The organism is Dehalococcoides sp., from assembly GCF_041654235.1.
Classification (GTDB): Bacteria; Chloroflexota; Dehalococcoidia; order Dehalococcoidales; family Dehalococcoidaceae; genus Dehalococcoides; species Dehalococcoides mccartyi_B.
The window spans coordinates 15,590-33,273 of the sequence record NZ_JBAZDW010000005.1 but is presented as its reverse complement, the minus strand read 5'-3'; the positions used below and the strand labels follow the sequence as shown (position 1 = coordinate 33,273).

The 17,684-nt window shown below is 47.7% G+C and carries 21 protein-coding genes and 1 tRNA gene; 7 read left to right on the top strand and 15 right to left on the bottom strand.

Annotated elements, in window-relative coordinates; genetic code table 11:
- Positions 1-25: 25 nt before the first annotated feature.
- The 4 genes from serS (at position 26) to WC259_RS01315 (ending at position 3,317) form a co-directional block, all read left to right on the top strand.
- Entirely contained in the window at positions 26-1,267 is a 1,242-nt protein-coding gene (serS, locus tag WC259_RS01330) for a serine--tRNA ligase (protein ID WP_011309089.1), read from the top strand.
- A gap of 15 nt (positions 1,268-1,282) precedes the next feature.
- Positions 1,283-2,425, top strand: coding sequence for an aminotransferase class I/II-fold pyridoxal phosphate-dependent enzyme (locus WC259_RS01325; protein WP_012984243.1), 1,143 nt, complete (start codon positions 1,283-1,285; stop codon positions 2,423-2,425).
- A 256-nt stretch (positions 2,426-2,681) separates the two neighbouring features.
- Positions 2,682-2,966, top strand: a complete 285-nt coding sequence (locus WC259_RS01320; protein WP_011309087.1) for a hypothetical protein — start codon at positions 2,682-2,684, stop codon at positions 2,964-2,966.
- 261 nt (positions 2,967-3,227) lie between these two features.
- Positions 3,228-3,317 (top strand) — tRNA-Ser (locus tag WC259_RS01315).
- Between the two features lie 124 nt (positions 3,318-3,441).
- On the opposite strand, the gene WC259_RS01310 is transcribed toward WC259_RS01315, so the two are convergent.
- The 5 genes from WC259_RS01310 to nfi all read right to left on the bottom strand — a co-directional run bounded on the left by WC259_RS01310 (position 3,442) and on the right by nfi (position 8,801).
- Positions 3,442-5,037: a peptide ABC transporter substrate-binding protein gene (locus WC259_RS01310; RefSeq protein WP_012984241.1), complete on the bottom strand. Its 1,596-nt coding sequence runs from the start codon at positions 5,035-5,037 to the stop codon at positions 3,442-3,444.
- Positions 5,037-5,723, bottom strand: a complete 687-nt coding sequence (radC, locus tag WC259_RS01305; RefSeq protein WP_015407628.1) for a DNA repair protein RadC — start codon at positions 5,721-5,723, stop codon at positions 5,037-5,039. Before radC ends, WC259_RS01310 begins: the two co-directional genes overlap by 1 nt.
- Positions 5,707-6,933: a peptidase MA family metallohydrolase gene (locus WC259_RS01300; protein WP_011309084.1), complete on the bottom strand. Its 1,227-nt coding sequence runs from the start codon at positions 6,931-6,933 to the stop codon at positions 5,707-5,709. The genes radC and WC259_RS01300 overlap by 17 nt, the downstream gene beginning before the upstream one ends.
- Positions 6,933-8,019 (bottom strand): peptide chain release factor 2 gene (prfB, locus tag WC259_RS01295; RefSeq protein WP_181213663.1). Its coding sequence is split into 2 segments (ribosomal slippage): positions 6,933-7,961 and positions 7,963-8,019, totalling 1,086 coding nucleotides; the frame shifts between segments, so codons are not numbered across the junction. Before prfB ends, WC259_RS01300 begins: the two co-directional genes overlap by 1 nt.
- 110 nt (positions 8,020-8,129) lie before the next feature.
- Complete coding sequence (gene nfi / locus WC259_RS01290) at positions 8,130-8,801, bottom strand: deoxyribonuclease V (RefSeq protein ID WP_011309082.1); 672 nt, start codon at positions 8,799-8,801, stop codon at positions 8,130-8,132.
- Between the two features lie 144 nt (positions 8,802-8,945).
- Between nfi and rpsP the strand changes: the two genes are divergently transcribed.
- The 3 genes from rpsP to rimM all read left to right on the top strand — a co-directional run bounded on the left by rpsP (position 8,946) and on the right by rimM (position 10,025).
- Positions 8,946-9,194 (top strand): 30S ribosomal protein S16, encoded by a 249-nt coding sequence (gene rpsP / locus WC259_RS01285; protein WP_015406978.1) that lies wholly within the window; start codon positions 8,946-8,948, stop codon positions 9,192-9,194.
- A gap of 15 nt (positions 9,195-9,209) precedes the next feature.
- A complete protein-coding gene (locus WC259_RS01280) occupies positions 9,210-9,437 on the top strand; it encodes a KH domain-containing protein (RefSeq protein WP_010936343.1) in 228 nt (75 codons plus the stop codon).
- A gap of 87 nt (positions 9,438-9,524) precedes the next feature.
- Positions 9,525-10,025, top strand: a complete 501-nt coding sequence (rimM, locus tag WC259_RS01275) for a ribosome maturation factor RimM (protein WP_011309080.1) — start codon at positions 9,525-9,527, stop codon at positions 10,023-10,025.
- Positions 10,026-10,099: 74 nt separating this feature from the next.
- Here the strand turns inward: rimM and WC259_RS01270 are convergent, their stop codons facing one another.
- The 10 genes from WC259_RS01270 to WC259_RS01225 form a co-directional block, all read right to left on the bottom strand.
- Complete coding sequence (locus WC259_RS01270) at positions 10,100-10,522, bottom strand: F0F1 ATP synthase subunit epsilon (protein WP_011309079.1); 423 nt, start codon at positions 10,520-10,522, stop codon at positions 10,100-10,102.
- Between the two features lie 24 nt (positions 10,523-10,546).
- Positions 10,547-11,941: a F0F1 ATP synthase subunit beta gene (gene atpD, locus WC259_RS01265; RefSeq protein ID WP_011309078.1), complete on the bottom strand. Its 1,395-nt coding sequence runs from the start codon at positions 11,939-11,941 to the stop codon at positions 10,547-10,549.
- Between the two features lie 15 nt (positions 11,942-11,956).
- Positions 11,957-12,814 carry an ATP synthase F1 subunit gamma gene (atpG, locus tag WC259_RS01260; protein WP_078409618.1) on the bottom strand — a complete coding sequence of 286 codons (858 nt, stop codon included), beginning with the start codon at positions 12,812-12,814 and terminating at the stop codon, positions 11,957-11,959.
- Between the two features lie 24 nt (positions 12,815-12,838).
- Entirely contained in the window at positions 12,839-14,350 is a 1,512-nt protein-coding gene (gene atpA / locus WC259_RS01255) for a F0F1 ATP synthase subunit alpha (RefSeq protein ID WP_011309076.1), read from the bottom strand.
- Between the two features lie 22 nt (positions 14,351-14,372).
- Positions 14,373-14,915, bottom strand: coding sequence for an ATP synthase F1 subunit delta (gene atpH / locus WC259_RS01250; protein ID WP_011309075.1), 543 nt, complete (start codon positions 14,913-14,915; stop codon positions 14,373-14,375).
- Between the two features lie 20 nt (positions 14,916-14,935).
- Complete coding sequence (gene atpF / locus WC259_RS01245) at positions 14,936-15,445, bottom strand: F0F1 ATP synthase subunit B (RefSeq protein WP_011309074.1); 510 nt, start codon at positions 15,443-15,445, stop codon at positions 14,936-14,938.
- Between the two features lie 24 nt (positions 15,446-15,469).
- A complete protein-coding gene (atpE, locus tag WC259_RS01240; protein ID WP_010936335.1) occupies positions 15,470-15,700 on the bottom strand; it encodes an ATP synthase F0 subunit C in 231 nt (76 codons plus the stop codon).
- A gap of 40 nt (positions 15,701-15,740) precedes the next feature.
- Positions 15,741-16,685, bottom strand: coding sequence for a F0F1 ATP synthase subunit A (locus WC259_RS01235; RefSeq protein WP_011928917.1), 945 nt, complete (start codon positions 16,683-16,685; stop codon positions 15,741-15,743).
- Positions 16,686-16,687: 2 nt separating this feature from the next.
- Complete coding sequence (locus WC259_RS01230) at positions 16,688-16,903, bottom strand: AtpZ/AtpI family protein (protein WP_015406977.1); 216 nt, start codon at positions 16,901-16,903, stop codon at positions 16,688-16,690.
- Between the two features lie 75 nt (positions 16,904-16,978).
- Positions 16,979-17,548 (bottom strand): bifunctional nuclease family protein, encoded by a 570-nt coding sequence (locus WC259_RS01225; protein ID WP_011928915.1) that lies wholly within the window; start codon positions 17,546-17,548, stop codon positions 16,979-16,981.
- Between the last annotated feature and the right edge of the window lie 136 nt (positions 17,549-17,684).

The window sequence follows — 17,684 nt, the reverse complement described above, 5'->3', positions numbered from 1 at the left end:
TTACTCTGGCAGAAGGAGAACTTTCATGCTTGATTTGAAATTTATAAGAGAAAATCCTGAACTGGTACGCAAGGCAGTGGCAGACCGGAATACCGATGCCCCCATTGATGAAATACTGGAACTGGATAACAGCCGCCGTAACCTCACTCAGGAATTGGATAACCTTCGTGCCAAACGCAAAATAATGGCCAAACAGAGGGATGAGACCGCCATTGAAGAGGGGCGGGTTTTACGCGGGCAGATAAGTACACTTGAGTCCGAACTTTCACAGGTAGATGAAAAGCTGACTGACCGATTGCTCAGAGTACCCAATATTCCTGACCCGTCTGTGCCTGTTGGTAAAGATGAAAGCGAAAATGTAGTCCTTTATTACAGGGGAGAAAAACGCAATTTCAGTTTCACTCCCAAACCTCATTGGGAACTGGGTGAAGCCCTGGATATTATAGACTTTGACCGGGGTATCAAACTTTCGGGTTCACGTTTCTATATCTTGAAAGGCGCGGGTGCCCGCCTTCAAAGAGCCCTTATTGCCTTTATGTTAGACCTGCATACCCGAAAACACGATTATACCGAGATCTACCCCCCCTATATGATAAAAAGAGAGTGTCTGGTAGCTTCGGGCAACCTGCCCAAATTTGCTGACAATCTCTATCATGACGCAGAGGAAGACTACTGGTGGGTGCCTACCGCTGAAGCCCCCTTAACCAATCTGCACCGTGATGAAATACTCTCCGCAGAGCAGTTGCCCATTCATTATGTAGCCTACACCGCCTGTTTCCGCCGTGAGAAAATGTCCGCCGGCAAGGATGTACGCGGCATTAAGCGGCTGCATCAGTTTGACAAGGTTGAACTCTATAAATACTGCAAACCGGAAGATTCTTTTGCCGAACTGGAAAAGATGGTGGCAGATGCGGAAGAAATAGCAGACGCCCTCAAAATACCCTACCGCCTTAAACAGCTGGTCACCGCTGATATAAGCTTCGGTTCAGCCAAGTCTTATGATATTGAAATGTATTCACCCGGAGTTGACGAATGGCTGGAGGTTTCATCCTGTTCCAACTGCACAGACTTTCAGGGCAGGCGGGCTAATGTCCGCTTCCGCCGCACCTCCGAAGCCAAACCCGAATTCGTCCACACCCTGAACGGATCAGGTCTGGCCCTGCCCAGAGTGATGATATCGGTTATAGAAAACTATCAGCAACCGGACGGAAGCATTGTAATTCCTGAAGTACTCCGCCCGTTTATGGGAGTGGACGTTATCCGCTAGGAAAGGGCCTTTGTATTGGATATAAAACCCTTTGAACTGGAACGTTACTTTGCTAAGCATGAGTTTTCAGCCAGATATCTTATGTCAAGCTCTGACTGCGAATCTCTGGGACTTGAAGACCTGCTGTCATTGGCAGACGCTGAGTGCCGCAGTCTCTGGCAAAACCTGAAGCTGGGATATACCTATTCAGACGGTTACCCCCTGCTCAGAAAAGAAATAGCCAAACTGTACGAACACATTACCCCGTCTGATATCCTGACTACCGTGCCCGAAGAAGGCATATTTATAGCTTTGAACTGCCTGTTGGAAAAGGGTGACCATGTTATCTGCACCTTTCCCGGTTACCAGTCACTATACCAGCTGGCAGAAAGCCTTGGCTGTGAAGTCAGTTACTGGAAACCTGAAGAGGAAAACGGCTGGCGGTTTAACCCCGAGTTCCTTAGCCGAAATATCCGCCCCAACACCCGCCTGATAATAACCAATTTCCCCCATAACCCCACCGGGGCAATGCCTGACACCAGAGATTACGCCCTAATAACAGAAATAATATGCCAACATAATTTATGGCACTTTTCAGACGAAATGTACCGCTTGCTGGAGTACTCACCTCAAAACCGCCTCCCGGCCGCCTGTGACAAATCTGGCATGTCTGTAAGTCTGGGCGGTCTTTCCAAATCATTCGGTCTGCCGGGACTGCGAAGCGGATGGCTTGCCTGCCGGGATAAAGACATGTTATCAAAAATGGCCGGTTTCAAAGACTATACTACCATCTGCGGCAGTGCCACAGCTGAAATATTGTCTATAATCGCCCTGCGCAATAAAGATACCATCGTATCTGCCCAGCTGGGAAGACTAAATCAAAATCTGAAACTTCTTGAAGGTTTTATGGGCAGACACAAGCAGGATTTCAGCTGGGTAAAGCCCAAAGCCGGTTCTGTCTGCTTTCCCCGCCTGAATAAAATCACCCCCTGCATGGACTTTTGCCAGCAGGTTTTAGAAAAAACAGGCATCATGATTTTGCCGTCAGAGGTTTACAATTACGGCCAAAATCACTTCCGCATTGGATTCGGACGGGCAAATTTCCCTGAAGTACTAGAGATATTTGAAAACTTTATAACAGCATACCCTGCCCGTTCAAAAGGTCTGCCCGAAATGTGATTGCCATAATTTTCATACCCAGCCAAGAATAATGGACTGGCTTTTGGGGCAATCCTTCAAGTGCGATAGATGCGGATACAAATTCAGAAAAGTAGCTACAACCCAAATAAACGGTTTCCAAAAAGTTTCCGTTCATAAAACTCACCAGTCAAAGAAACATTAAACCAGACCCGATTCAGGCTTGCCTGCCTGCCCGCACCGCAGGTATAAAAACGCGGTAAAACAAACCTCAAATTTGAAAGGTAAAACCCGAAACGTGAAAAGCAGATACCCGGCACTCCAATTGGTAATAAAAGTTATAAAAATACTGGCTATACTCATCACTTTGGCAGGCATTATTGCTTCAACCACTATCATGGCAGGCGACGGTCTCATCCATATTGATAGCGCAACGGCTTTTTCAGTTTTCGCCGGTATGTTGGGTATTCTGGCTTCGTTATTACAGGGTATTCTCATTTATGCTACCGCAGAGCTTTTACAGTGTTTTATAGATATTGAACGAAATACCCGGAAAACTACCCATCTTTTAAATACCAGGTAAAAGACAATATTTATCCAGTTCGTCAAAACTGGTATCCATTTAGACAGGTTTAAGCACTCAGCTTTGACGCAGGATTTGCCAGCAGGTATAATATGCCCGCAACTTGTTCAAATGATAAACAAAATGGTTAGCAGCGTGGTTAGCAGAAATTTAACAAATGCCCTTTTAAAAAATTCCGTTAGCAAATGGTTAGCAAATCACAGTTATGTTAACTCGTTAAGTCAGCCTAAAACACTCATTTTAGCTTCTTTTTAAGGTCATGGAGGGGTGTCCGAGCGGTCTATGGTGACGGTCTTGAAAACCGTTGTTCCTGAAAGGGAACCGTGGGTTCGAATCCCACCCCCTCCGCCATTTATTCCAAAAGTAAACCCTGACCGGGATTTTTACCTCCCGAATCAGGGTTTTTTATTTAAGCACACCCGCACCCAAACAGCCGAATGGGCTTACGCCCCTTCAGACCGCTTTTCAGACTACTTTAGTGAGCTTCAAGGGTAACTTCCGTAAGTATGGGGATACCCATTGCATTCAGCTTGTAGCCCTTTACATAGGGTTTGACTAACACGTAGTTCTTGCCAAACCAAAAGCTCAGGCAAGCAGCATCATTTATCAGTATTTGTTCTGCCTGAGCATAAAGCTGCATACTTTCTTCCGTATCCAGAGTGGCAGCCGCCTGCACAAGCAGTGCGTCTACCTCAGGGTTAGAGTAATCTCCGCTGTTGTAAGATGAAGTGGTCTCAAAAAGCACTGACAGAAAATCCTGCGGGTGGGGGTAATCTGCCACCCAGCCGGAATAGTAGAGGTTGTCTTTTTCAGTCTGAAGGTCATAAAGGAAACGTTCCATATCAATCTGGCGTACCACCACTTCTACCCCCAGATTTTGCCTCCACTGGTCAATCACCGCTTCCAGTTCCACCGGAAGCAACCCTCCCCAGCCTGAGGCTGTCAGGGTAATAGTGGGCAGATTTTCCACACTACCATAGGAAGACTCCGCAATAAGTTCACGGGCACGTTCCGGATTATACTCAAGCCCAGACAGGTCAGGATTGTAACCGGGCATACCCGGCGGCAAAATGCCTTCAGCCACGCTGACACTTCCCTTGTAGCTTAGCTCTATAATACGGGCTTTGTCTACCGCCATGCTGAAAGCCTGACGAATCTTGGGGTCGTCAAAGGGGGCTTTACTGGTAACATAGGCAAAATAGTAAAAACTAAGTTGAGGCACTACCTGCAAATCAGCTGAAAAAACCCCGTCAGGGTCAGTGGCTTTGGCCAGATAATCAGCACTTACACCTGCCACATCTATCCCGCCCACTTCATATAAATCCATGGGTTGGCCGGACTGGAGACGGAAAATAACACTGGAAATCTTGGCCGGGGTATCATAATAGTCAGGGTTGCTGTTTAGCATAATATAATTCCCCTGGGTAAGTTCCGGGAGCATAAACGGACCGGTACCTACCGGTTTTTTCCACCAGTCACTACCTTGGGATACATTATCCTTGTCCACCACGAAAGCAGTTACATATGAAATTTTTGAGAGGAAAAAACTGCAGGGGGATACCAGTTTTACTTTTAAAGTCAGGTCATCTACCACGGTCACACCCGAAATGGAGTTTGCCTGTCCCTGCACCATTTCGGTTACGCCCTGAATATCCCCAAGAAAGGTCAGCACCGTATTAGAGGCAGTGGCCGGGCTGGCTGCCCTCTCCCAAGAGTATTTAAAATCTGCAGCAGTCAAGACACGGCCGTTATGAAATTTCACATTTGGTTTTAAATAAAATGTATAGGTAAGCCCGTCAGGGCTTACTTCCCAATTCTGTGCAATATCCGCAACAGGAGTAAGATCATCACCCATTTTCAACAACCCGCTGAATATCTGATAAATATAGGTAACCGAACCGCTGTCACTTACCTTGGCAGGGTCAAGGGTATATGGTTCCTGCCCCACCAGTGTAAGGACGTTGTTACCTGTGGGCATAGTGTTATCTTCCGGTGCATAGCCACAGCCGCTTAGAAGCAAACTGAAACTGAGACAGACCGAAAGGATTATAAGCAGTATTTTTTTCATCATTATAAAAGCCCCTGTCTTTTTAAACTGGTAAAGCTTTGTCCCCCTATAATTATATGGTCAAGTACCTCTATCCCCATTATGCCTCCGGCTTCTCTCAGCCGGGCAGATAACCCGATATCATCATGGGAGGGTTCGGTATCTCCGGAGGGATGGTTGTGCGCCAATATTACAGATGCGGCACTGGCAGAAAGTGCTTCTTTAAAAACCTCACGGGGATGCACCACACTTGCTTCCAGACTGCCTACGGATATATGTCCTACCCGAATAAGCCGGCTTTTTACATCCAGCATCAGGCAGAAAAAATATTCTTTTTTTTCGTCACATACCAGAGGATATATTATCTGAAACACATCTTCAGGGGTTTTGATACAGGGCTGGTATTCGCCTTTAATCCCGCCTGCCCGCTTGGCTAGTTCAAAAGCGGCTTTCAGCTGGCAGGCCTTGGCCAGACCGATACCTTTTAATTTTGAAAGTTCCTCAACACTGGCACAAGCAATACCTGAAGGCCCGCCAAAATGCGCAATCAAACGCTGGGCACTCTGCAAAACAGGTTCACCTGCCACTCCACGCCCTAAAATAACCGCCAGAAGTTCTACCGAAGAAAGTGCCCCCGCCCCTAAGCTCTGAAGCCTTTCTCTGGGCCTTTCGGCAAGCGGCAAATCACGTATGCTAGGTACGGGAGACAACCCTGTTACTCCATAACCAGAAAGCGGTTATAATACTGCCCCCTGCCACCAGCGTCAGAAGCACCGCCAGCCCGGGAGTCAGAATGATAGACCTTGGCGGCTGAATTTCGATAGCACCGTTTTTCAAAGTGGCCTGCCACAGGGTATTTAAGCCTTGTATATCAAAACCGTAAACAGCCAGCAAAGCTTCGTCATAACCGGCACTCTGATGAAAGGTTTCCAGCAAAGCCGAAAATTTCTCCGGGCCGTAATAGGTGATGAGATAATTTACCAGGGTAAAACTTTCGGCATAAGACAAATAAGCATCTGCTGAATTGGCTGAAAAAGGGCTGCACAGGCTTTTGACTGAAATAAGTTTATCCTGACCAATGGCCCAGACAAGATAATTGACATATACTGCTTCCAGATTACCCTCGGCATACATAGAAATGCCTTCGTTCAGCCATACAGGCAAATCACAGTAAGGGTTAGAAGTCATCTGGCTGGTTACCTGATGCGCCAGCTCATGGGTGATAGCCCGTTTGCCCCAGTCAACATCATATGGTGCTATGCCTATAGCAATCACATTGAAAGCAGGATAGGCCACGCCGCCGGTCCATTCAGAGGGGAATACCATGGCACTCTGGAGGTCGGCGGAGTTTGCGTAAATATACAGTGTAACCTTATCCTGCAGTTCTGCACCGGTATCTGCCGCCAAACGCAAAAGTGCTGCCTGGGCTGACTCCATAAGTTCATCCGCAAAAGATTGTTCCCCATTGTACCAGTACAGCTCCAGCATACCCTCCGAAATACTCTGCCAGTCAAAACGGGCATCTTCATACACAACTGTCTGGCTGGGGCTGGTAAGGATATTTCCAGCTTCATCTGTTATCCGGTACCAGTAGTTAACACGGGCACCCGGCGGCATACCGCCGGTATAGCGCATATCCCACGAATATGATGCATTTACGGTAGTGTCAGGGGTAAAATTTAAGACAAACTCGCTATATACCTCTGAAAAAGTTTTGCGGTCAACGGTATAATACAGCCGTATATCGGTAATATTGCTGATGCTGCTGGCAGTTAGACTGAATCCAATATTGCTGGGGAAGGTAATATTTACGCTGCTTTTATCTATAGTAATGGGACTTTGGGCAGTTAGCGTGGACGGAACCAAGCCTCCAAGCAGTATTCCCAGCATAAGCCCCAGTGCCAGTAACTGTTTTTTCATTATTCCCTTCCTATATTCTGCCGAAGGTAGGCGCTTATAAAGCCGTCCAGTTCACCTTCCAGCACAGCTTCGGCATTACCCACTTCATAATCTGTGCGGTGGTCTTTAACCATTTTGTAGGGGTGAAGGACGTAACTGCGTATCTGGCTACCCCATTCGGCAGAAATGCGTTCACCCTTAAGCTTGGCGCGCTCTTCCGCCCGTTTGGCAATCTCCACTGCCAGCAGTTTGGAGGCCAGTATCCTCATGGCAATTTCACGATTCTGGTGCTGGCTGCGCTCTGTCTGGCTGGCAACCACAATACCCGAAGGTATGTGAGTAACCCGTACTGCCGTTGAAACCTTCTGAACGTTTTGCCCCCCCGGACCGCTGGAACGGAACATATCAATTTTTATATCTTCCGGTTTTATATCAATATCTACACTGTCTTCAGCTTCAGGCATAATCTCTACCAGCGCAAATGAAGTATGGCGGGCATGGTCGGCATCAAAGGGAGAAAGCCTTATCAGGCGGTGCACCCCATGTTCACTTTTCAGAAAACCGTAAGCGTATTCACCCTCTATCTGCAAAGTGGCGCTCTTTATGCCGGCCTCTTCACCGAGGCTCTGGTCAAGTATTTCCATACCAAAACCCTTCTTTTCAGCCCAACGCATAAACATACGTAGCAGCATACCTGCCCAATCCTGAGATTCCACCCCGCCCGCTCCGGCATGCACCGTAAGCAGGGCGTTTCGGTTGTCATACTGGCCGGAAAAAGCCAAGCCTACTTCCAGACTATCCAGCTCAGCAGTTAAACCACTGATTTCATGTTCTATCTCATTACTCAACGACGGGTCTTCACGGGACAATACCGCAAGTTCAGTCAGGTCGTTTATACGCCGTTCCAAACCCCGCCAAAGCTCTGAAGTACGTTTGTTGGCGGCCAGTTTTTTCATAGCCTTTTGGGCATTTTGCTGATCTTGCCAAAAATCAGGGTTGCTGGAGGCAGTTTCAAGTTCAGTTATTTCCAGTTCTTTAGCAGAAACGTCAAAGTCGCACCATGTCAGAAAAAATGCGGCCCTTAAGTTCACTCAATATATCTTGCATAATACCTCTTTTAATATAACGCTTGAAAACGGGTGTGGTTAGCCTGTACGCTCAAATCCGTATGATATAGAATACCATTTATAGCCGGATATGATAATACCGGATATATTTTAAATCAGCTGGGCAGCCGCCAAATGAGCATGGCGGAGGGGTTCAGGCAAACGGTACCCCCGGCAACAATCTGCAACCCGGCTGCAAGCTTCTTCAAGGCAAATTTTGTGCCCTACTGATATGAACAAAGGGTTTACCCCCCTGCGGGTACGCAGCACCCGTCCTACCAGCTGGCTGTTATGATACAAGTCTGAGTAACTTCCAGCCTCATCAGCCAGAGGTGCATACTCGCCGACCAGACGGCTCTTGGCGCAACCGATTACCGGTTTATTTAAAAAAAGCCCCAGATGCGAAGCAATGCCAAGGCGTCTGGGATGAGCCAGCCCCTGCCCGTCCATAAGAATAAAGTCGGGCATGCTTTCCAGACCCTCAAAAGCGGAAAGTAAAAGTGGCATTTCTCTGAATGACAATAAACCGGGTATATAAGGAATATGGCAATCCCCTTCGGAGCGGCTCACCTCCACCAGATTCATATCCGGATAGCTCAGCACCACTACTGCCGCCCTGCCCATACCTGAAGTGCGACTGTGCCAGACATCTGCCCCGGCAACCAAGCTTATGCTAGAAAGAGTGCCGCAAGCAGACACTTTTTGGGCAAGTTCACGCTGAAGAAGTATTGCCTCGGTGGGTGTCATATCCCAATTATGAAGCTTTTTAATTTTCACATTCATATTATATCTAATATTTTTAGATAACTACAGAGATAATTTGTATATATTTATCCCCCCTTGGGGTTAGACAGTCCCAAAGGCATATTTGACAGCTTGGCTACGATAAGTCATAATACCAGCAAAAAAGGTAAGCGGTAAACAATCATGTTGAAAATCAGACTCACTCGTATCGGAGCCCCCAAGAAGCCTTGCTACCGGATAATCGTCACTGAGGCCCGTTCGCCGCGTGATGCCACTTATACGGACCTTGTCGGCACCTACAACCCCATGACTAATCCTGAAACTGTAATCATAAACGCAGAAAAAGTCCTCTACTGGATTGGCAAAGGTGCTCAACCTACGGATACGGTTGCCCGTCTTTTAAAGAAGGCCGGCGTCGTTAATTCTAACTAAACAGAAGGAGATCCCATGAAAGAACTTGTCGAGTACATCGCCAAATCGCTAGCTGACGAGCCAAATGATGTAGTAGTGACAGAGGAACCTGAAGAAGAAGGCATCAAACTTACTCTTAAGGTAGCCGATGTAGATAAGGGCAGGATTATCGGCAAGCAGGGCAGGATTGCTCAGGCAATGCGCACTCTCATTCGGGTCAAGGCTGCCAAGGCCGGCAAACGCGCCCGTCTTGAAATTCTTTAGTTAAATAACAGAACCAGGCCTATTTAAGGTCAACCCCTCCCGGCCTTGCGCCGCGGTTCGGGTTGACCTTATTAATATGTGAAGGAAATGACTCAAGAAGAATATATTTTAATAGGTAAAGTGCTGGGAGTATGGGGAATAAGTGGCGGCCTCAAGATTGGGGTGCTGACGGATTTCCCCGAACGCTTTGATGCCGGGAATGAACTGCTGGTAGGACGCAAGCTGTATACCATCAGCCAGACTAACTGGCAAAAAGCCCAGGTTATTGTTCATTTGAGCGGAATAGACGATATTGATACCGCTCTGGAACTCAAGGACGCTCTGGTGGAAATACCTGCCTCCGCTTTGAAGGAACTGCCTGAGGGCGTTTACTATGACTTTCAGTTGATAGGGCTGGAAGTGGTGGATCTGTCAGGAGTTAAGATTGGGCAGATAAAAGAAATACTGCATATGCCCTCTAACGATATATACGTAAGCAGTTACGGTGTTAAAGAAGCCTTGATACCGGCAATCAAGGACGTAGTAAAAGAAATAAACCTGAAAACCGGTAAAATAATTATTGACCCCATTCCCGGTTTACTTGATTAGCTTTTAGTTTTATCATCCCAAACAAAAAGCCCCTTGTTCAGAGGGGCTTTTATCATTTATGAGTGTTATATGAACTAGACTTGAGGGTGTTTCCGCCGTTTCTCGGCCACCTTCAGACGAACCATCGCCCGTCTGAGTGAAGCCTCTGTTTCGGCAGCCAGCATACCGGGCACATATTTGTCAGCCATACTGGCCTCAGCCCTTTTCTTAGCTTCGATAGCCCGGGCAATGTCAATCTCCTCAGCCCTTTCGGCACTATCTGCCAATACAACTACTCTGTCAGGACGTACCTCAAGGAAACCGCCGGAAACTACCAGAGAATATTCCTCTGTGCCTATTTTGGCCTTGAGTTCCCCCGCCTGCAAAGCTGTCATCAGCGGGGCATGATGGGGTAGTATGGCCATTTCACCCTCAATACCGGGGGCAACCACCACATCTACCTCTTCGGAAAAAACCGAACGTTCCGCAGTTACTATGTCCAGCTTTAATTTAGCCAATTTTTTACCTGCCAGTAATAATACTTAGACCGCGCTTAGCTTTTTGGCTTCAGCTACGGCGTCATCAATAGTGCCTACCATATAAAAGGCCTGTTCAGGCAAACTGTCATGTTTACCCTCAAGGATTTCTTTGAACCCGCGAATAGTTTCGGTCAAAGATACATACTGGCCGGGACGACCGGTAAATACCTCTGAAACGAACATGGGCTGGGTCAGGAAACGCTGAATACGGCGGGCACGGGCAACAGTCAGCTTGTCTTCTTCTGAAAGTTCTTCCATACCCAAAATCGCAATAACATCCTGCAAGTCCTTGTAGCGCTGGAGAACCTTCTGGACATCACGGGCTACTTTATAATGTTCCTCACCCACTACCTGAGGATCAAGTATGCGGGAATTGGAGGCCAGCGGGTCTACCGCAGGATAGAGAGCCTGCTCAGCCAGCGAACGCTCAAGGGCAATCATAGCATCCAGATGACCAAAGGTGGCAACCACACCGGGGTCGGTATAGTCATCAGCCGGTACATACACAGCCTGGAATGAAGTGATTGAACCCTGCTTGGTGGAAGCAATGCGCTCCTGCAAAGCTCCCATTTCAGTGGCCAAGGTGGGCTGATAACCTACAGCTGAGGGCATGCGCCCCAGAAGGGCGGATACTTCCATACCAGCCAGAGTGTAACGATAAATATTGTCAATAAACAGGAGCACGTCCTGTCTTTCTTCATCACGGAAATATTCAGCCATGGTCAGACCGGTAAGGGCAATGCGCAGACGAACAGCGGGAAGCTCATTCATCTGGCCGAATACCATGGTAGTCTTGGGAAGCACGCCGGAATCTTCCATTTCATGCCAGAGGTCATTACCTTCGCGGGAACGTTCACCTACACCGGCAAAAACAGAAAACCCTTCATGCTCGGTAGCAATATTCCGGATAAGTTCCTGAATAAGAACTGTCTTGCCTACGCCTGCACCGCCCAAAGCGCCAATCTTGCCGCCACGGGCAAAGGGGGCGATAAGGTCGATTACCTTGATACCGGTTTCCAGTACCTGAGCGGAAGATTCCAGCTCATCCATACCGGGAGCCAGGCGGTGAATTGGCATAGTCTTTTCAGATTTTACATCACCCCTGTTATCCAGAGCTTCACCCAACACGTTAAAGATGCGTCCCAAAGTACCCCGGCCTACCGGAACTGAAAGCGGCCTTGTGGTATCTATAACCTCGGCGCCACGCTCCAAACCATCGGTAGGAGTAAAGGAAAGGCACTTTACGCGGTTGTTACCAACGTGTGATTGCACTTCCAGCACCATTTTGCCGTTCTCACGGGGAATTTCCAATGCGTTAAACAGAGCCGGCATGGAATCTGCCGAAAACTCTACGTCAACAACCGAACCAATTACCTGTATAACCTTTCCGTTTGCCATTATATCCTCCTAGAATTAGGCCAGCGCGGCAGCTCCGCCGACGATGTCCAAAAGCTCATTAGTAATAGATTCCTGACGCGCCTTGTTGTAGACCAGTGTAAGTTCGCCGATAAGTTCTTTGGCATTATCGGTAGCATTTCGCATAGCTACCATCCGGGCTGATTGCTCTGAAGCAATGGATTCCAGAATGGCATGATAAACACTCATCTCAACAAAACGGGGTAAAAGTGAATTCAAAACAGTAGCCGATTCCGGCTCATAAATATATTCCAGATTTTGGCCGGGAGGCAACTCAACCGGCACTACCGGCAGCAGCTGCTCAAGCACGGGATTCTGTATAGCGGTGCTTACGAACTGAGTATAGGCGATAAAGACCTGATCAATTTCCCCACTCATGAAGTCATCCATAATAACTCTGGAAATGGGAAGAGTATCCAGATAATCGGGTTTATCGCCCAGATTTATAAATTCTGCCCGCATTTGCTGCCTTATACGGCGGATAAAATCCACCCCTTTACGCCCTACAACTACGGCAGAAACGGGAACCTTTTGCTCCATGATAAAAGTACCAGTCTTGCGGTTAATATTGGCAACCAGACCGCCACACTGACCCCTGTCAGGGGTTATGTGGAGTATGGCTATCTTTTTGACTGGCCTGCGTTCAAGTAGCGGATGCAAAATTTCACCACTTTGGGGCAAAGCCGCCAAAGCCGCTATAACTTCGGTTATCTTTTCACTGTAAGGCCTACCAGCCAGACCGCGTTCCTGGGCCTTCTTCATTTTAGAGGCCGCAATCATTTCCATAGCCCTTGTAATCTTGGCTATGTTACGGACACTGCGGATACGCCTTTTAATTATTCTTAAATTAGCCATTTAACTTCCCGCCAGGTTCGAAATTTATACTACTAAACCCTTCTTGTACTCATCCAAAGCGGTTTTAAGAGTTTTCTCGGTATCGGCAGAGATAACATTTTCCTTGGCAATAGCAGTCAACACCGAAGCAAAATTCGCCTCAAGGAAACGATAAAGCCCGCTTTCATAATCACGCACTTTACCAACTTCAATATTATCAAGATAACCGTTAAGAGTGGCATACAAAATGGCGACTTGTTTAGCCGCAGGCACAGGCTGGTACTGACCCTGTTTGAGAACTTCAGTAACCCGCTGACCACGTTCTAGCTGCATCCGAGTGGATTTATCCAGTTCGGAAGTACCAAACTGGGCAAAAGCGGCCAGTTCACGATACTGACCCATGTCCATTTTCAGCTTGCCGGCAACCTTTTTCATGGCTTTGGTCTGGGCACTTGAACCTACGCGGGATACCGATATACCCACGTTAACCGCAGGGCGGATACCAGCATTAAACATATCAGGCTCAAGGTAGATCTGGCCATCGGTAATGGAAATAACGTTAGTAGGTACATAAGCCGAAACGTCTCCGGCTTGAGTTTCAATAATGGGCAAAGCGGTCAGTGAACCGCCGCCAAGCTTATCATTAAGACGGGCAGCCCTCTCCAGCAAACGACTATGCAGGTAGAACAAATCACCCGGGTAAGCTTCACGTCCAGGGGGGCGACGAAGGAGGAGCGAAAGCTGGCGATAAGCCCACGCATGCTTGGTAAGGTCATCGTAGACCACCAGAGCATCTTTACCCTGTTCCATAAATTCCTCACCGATAGCACAGCCGGCATATGGCGCCAGATACTGCAAAGCTACCGCATCAGAGGAATTTGCCGCTACCACAATAGTATGCTCCATAGCGCCGTATTGCTCAAGTAAAGCCACAATCCGGGCTACTTTTGAGGCTTTCTGGCCGATAGCTACATAAATACAAACCAGATCTCCGCCCTTCTGGTTAATAATGGTATCCAGAGCAATGGCGGTTTTACCGGTTGAACGGTCACCAATAATCAACTCACGCTGACCACGGCCGATGGGTATCATGGCATCAATGGCCTTGATACCGGTCTGAACCGGGGTGTTTACTGACTTACGATCAACCACGTTGGGGGCGATGCGCTCAAGGGGGCGGGTTGATTCGGCCTTGATAGGCCCTTTACCGTCCAAAGGGCGGCCTAAGGGGTCTACTACGCGGCCAATCATTCCTTTACCAACCGTAATTTCAGAAATCCGGCCGGTAGCCTTTACTTCGTCGCCTTCTTTGATATTGGAATCTTCACCCAGAATAACCGCAGCCACGCTGTCTTCTTCAAGGTTAAGGGCAATGCCCAGAACCCCGCCGGGGAATTCCAGCAGTTCGTTGTACTTGGCGTTGGAAAGACCATGAATACGGGCGATACCATCGCCTACTTCGATAACCGAACCGACGCTGGTCATGCTGACCGGAGCACCGAATTCCTTTATCTGCTCTTTAATGATAGATACTATATCTTGACCACGTGCGCTCAATTACGCCACCTCCTGAGGGTTATCAAATACGTCCCTGACTGATTTCGTTTTGCAGTAAAACCAGCCTCCGGCTGATAGAACCATCTATCAGTTTATCCCCGATTCTGGCTTTCAAACCAGCTATCAATCCGGGGTCTGTTGCAGTTAATATGTTTATCTTTTTACCAGTTATTTTGCTTAACTGTTGCCTGATTATTTCAGTATCTGCCTCACTGGCAGGCTTGGCGGTGGTTACGATAGCGTCTTCCACCCCTCTGGCCTCGTTCAGCAATCGGTTGTACTCACCTGAGATAGCCCTCATGATACCTAGCCTGCGGGTAGCTACCAGCATATCCACCAGGTTCAACATCAGCGGATCTATATCACTGAGCTTGGCAAGGACTGCGTGTTTCCGGGCAGAGACAATTTTGGGGTTGCTGAGAAACTCATCAACCGAAGCGTCCTCTGTAAGGCGAGAAAGATTTTGTAAATCCTCCTGCCATTTATCCAGAGACTTCTGCTCCTTTGCCAGTTCGTGTAACGCCTGCGCATAGCGCATGGCTATAGCATAAACTCTTTTGGCCACTGCTTCTCCGTTGCTCTCTTTTAATTCTTCCGCAGGTCGGTGCTATTTTCAAGCACACTGTCAATAAGCGCCTGATGTGCTTTCTTATCCAGAGATTGGTCAATAACCTTGCCGGCCGCCAAAATGGTCAATTCAGCAAATTCCTTGCGTAACTGGTCAACCACTTCATCACGTTCCTGACGTATTTCAGTCCGGGCGCGGCTAAGCATGGCCTCAGCCTCAGCCTTGGCTTCTTCTATGGCCTTCTGGCGAATTTCATCACCGGTCTTTACAGCCCGTTCAATTACCAGCTGGCCCTGCTGACTGGCTTCGCCAATCTTCTTTTTAAACTCTTCTTCCGCTTTTTGAGCCTGTTCCTTTACCTGGTCTGTCCGTTCCATGCTTTCCTTGATACGGGTAGAACGCTCGTCAAGTTTGGCCAGAATGGGCTTATAGGCAAACAGATACAGCAGACCTAAGAGTAAACCGAAGTTTACAATCTGGGCTATGAAAGAAGGTATATTTATTCCCAGTTCTGCCAGTTTTTCCACCGGTTTCCTCCTGTATTATGCCCCTTAGGCAACGAAAATAAGTACGATAGAGATAACCAGCGCAAAGATGGCGATGGACTCAGCGAAAGCCACCAAAAGGATCATGTTGGTGAAGATAGAACCCTTGGCTTCAGGATTGCGGCCGATAGCCTGCAAAGCACCAAAACCCAGAATACCTACACCGATACCGGGGCCAATTGCACCCAGACCCATTGCCAGGCCAGCCGCTAAGAGTTTGATTACATCAGCTTCCACTATTGTTTTTCCTCCCTTGTTCTAATTGCGTAATACTAAATTAATGAGTTTCTTCCCCATGAGGCGTAACCGCTATCAATGAGAAGACCAGAGCCAAGTTACAGAACACCAGCGCCTGTACAAAACCTACCAGCATTTCAAGACCGTAGAACGGTATGCCGATAATAAAAGGCGCAAGGAACGTAATCATAAGTATAAGGATTTCGCCGCCTATCATGTTGCCAAAGAGACGGAAGGTCAGGCTGATGATACGGACAAACTCCAGAAAGAATTCCAGTAAACCCACAAAAATGGAAATAACCCCATTAAATATGCCGATAACCCCTTCTTTATGCCTGAAAGCGTTTATCAGGGGTTTGAAGTTGAAAAATTTGCTGAGGTAGTGAAAACCGCCCAGAGTCTTTATGCCCCAATACTCCACCATGAAAAAGGTGATAGCAGCCAGAGCCAGAGGCAGGTTAATATCGGTATTGGCGCCGCGAAGAAGATGGGCTTCGTGACCGTTGCCCAATTCAATAAATATGGTATTGTAACCGGGCAAAAGATTCATCCATGCGTTTACTATAATAAATAGGAAGATAGTGGCCACCAGAGGGAAAAACTTGCGACCAAATTTCTCACCGGCAGCATCTACACACATATTGTAAATCCAGCTGAGTACCATTTCCAGCGCACCCTGAAGACGTCCGGGAATAAGCTTCATCTTGCGGGTGGCGGCAACACTCAGTCCCACCAATACCAGAATGGTAATCCATGCCGTAAGAATAGTGTTGGTGATTGCCACAGGACCAATACTGAAAAGTTCGGCGGAAGGTAACTCCGGTTTGGGGGTAGTAATTTTCATCCAGTCAGGAAATCCAAGATCACCAAAGAGGGCGATACCTATAGGGCCGGATAAAAACCCGACAACTAAAATTGCCAGTATAACTATCATCACTGGCCAGAAGACTTGTTTGGGCATACCTAAAATCTTTTTCTTTGGCACTGTTAATTCCCTTTACCGTTGTTAGTTATCTTCGGCAGCAACCGATAAACGCCGTAAAAGGCCAGAAAAACTCCGATTAAAAGACCGGCCAGCAAGAACACGGGTTCAAGACCAAGGGCTTGATCCAGCCATCTGCCACCCAGTGTCCCCAGCAATATAACAAGGGCCATATACCAGCCCAAACCAAGATACTGAAGACCTGTACCCCATTTGTTCATTACAGCCTCAAAACGCAAAGTAGCATACCAGAATTAGTTCTTTAGGTCAAGAAAACTGCCCTGTACTAATACTATTCAGGATTTGCGCTTGTCAAAATCTTCAAGGTCCAGGTTATCTACAAAGTCACGGAAGGCTGATAGACGCTTAATCTCTTCGTCACTGGCCTTACGGGTTTTTTCACCTTTGCCGCCGGATGGAGGTTCGGGCAAATCCATTTCGTCCATAGCCCGTTTATCCTGTTCACGGTCCAGCATGATACTGGCTTTTTCCAGTACGCTGTCTGCCGCATATATAGGTACATTTACTCTTACCGCCAGTGCCAGCGCATCTGAAGGGCGGCAATCTATCTCCATTTGTTCACCGTCTACTTCAAGTAATACCTTGGCGTAGAAGGTGTCATTTTTCAGGTCATCTACCACTATAGAACGCACCTTTGCACCCAGTACATCTATAACTGTACCCAGCAGGTCATGGGTAAGGGGACGTGGGACGGCGACACCCTGGAGTTTTACCGCAATAGCCTCAGCCTCGGCTGTGCCAATCCAAATAGGCAGATAGCGGTCAGCCGTTTTTTCCTTAAGCAGTACCACTCTCTGATAATTCATCAGGCTAACCCTTATACTGTCTATCGTCATTTCTATCATTTTATCTGCCTCCTAAGTTTGCCTGACGGCGTACCATGAATTCTACCCCCAAAGAAAAGGGGTGTCAATTTGCGTGCCTATCTATAACAATCTATGACCTCTGGCAGTATTGTAGACATATTAGCCCAAATCCTTA

Excerpts from the sequence above, each read along its gene's own strand:
- serS (WP_011309089.1), top strand. The coding sequence starts at position 26 with ATGCTTGATTTGAAATTTATAAGAGAAAATCCTGAACTGGTACGCAAG.
- WC259_RS01310 (WP_012984241.1), bottom strand. The coding sequence starts at position 5,037 with ATGATGAAAAAAATACTGCTTATAATCCTTTCGGTCTGTCTCAGTTTC.
- WC259_RS01300 (WP_011309084.1), bottom strand. The coding sequence starts at position 6,933 with ATGAAAAAACAGTTACTGGCACTGGGGCTTATGCTGGGAATACTGCTT.
- nfi (WP_011309082.1), bottom strand. The coding sequence starts at position 8,801 with ATGAATGTGAAAATTAAAAAGCTTCATAATTGGGATATGACACCCACC.
- rpsP (WP_015406978.1), top strand. The coding sequence starts at position 8,946 with ATGTTGAAAATCAGACTCACTCGTATCGGAGCCCCCAAGAAGCCTTGC.
- WC259_RS01280 (WP_010936343.1), top strand. The coding sequence starts at position 9,210 with ATGAAAGAACTTGTCGAGTACATCGCCAAATCGCTAGCTGACGAGCCA.
- rimM (WP_011309080.1), top strand. The coding sequence starts at position 9,525 with ATGACTCAAGAAGAATATATTTTAATAGGTAAAGTGCTGGGAGTATGG.
- atpD (WP_011309078.1), bottom strand. The coding sequence starts at position 11,941 with ATGGCAAACGGAAAGGTTATACAGGTAATTGGTTCGGTTGTTGACGTA.
- atpG (WP_078409618.1), bottom strand. The coding sequence starts at position 12,814 with ATGGCTAATTTAAGAATAATTAAAAGGCGTATCCGCAGTGTCCGTAAC.
- WC259_RS01230 (WP_015406977.1), bottom strand. The coding sequence starts at position 16,903 with ATGAACAAATGGGGTACAGGTCTTCAGTATCTTGGTTTGGGCTGGTAT.
- WC259_RS01225 (WP_011928915.1), bottom strand. The coding sequence starts at position 17,548 with ATGATAGAAATGACGATAGACAGTATAAGGGTTAGCCTGATGAATTAT.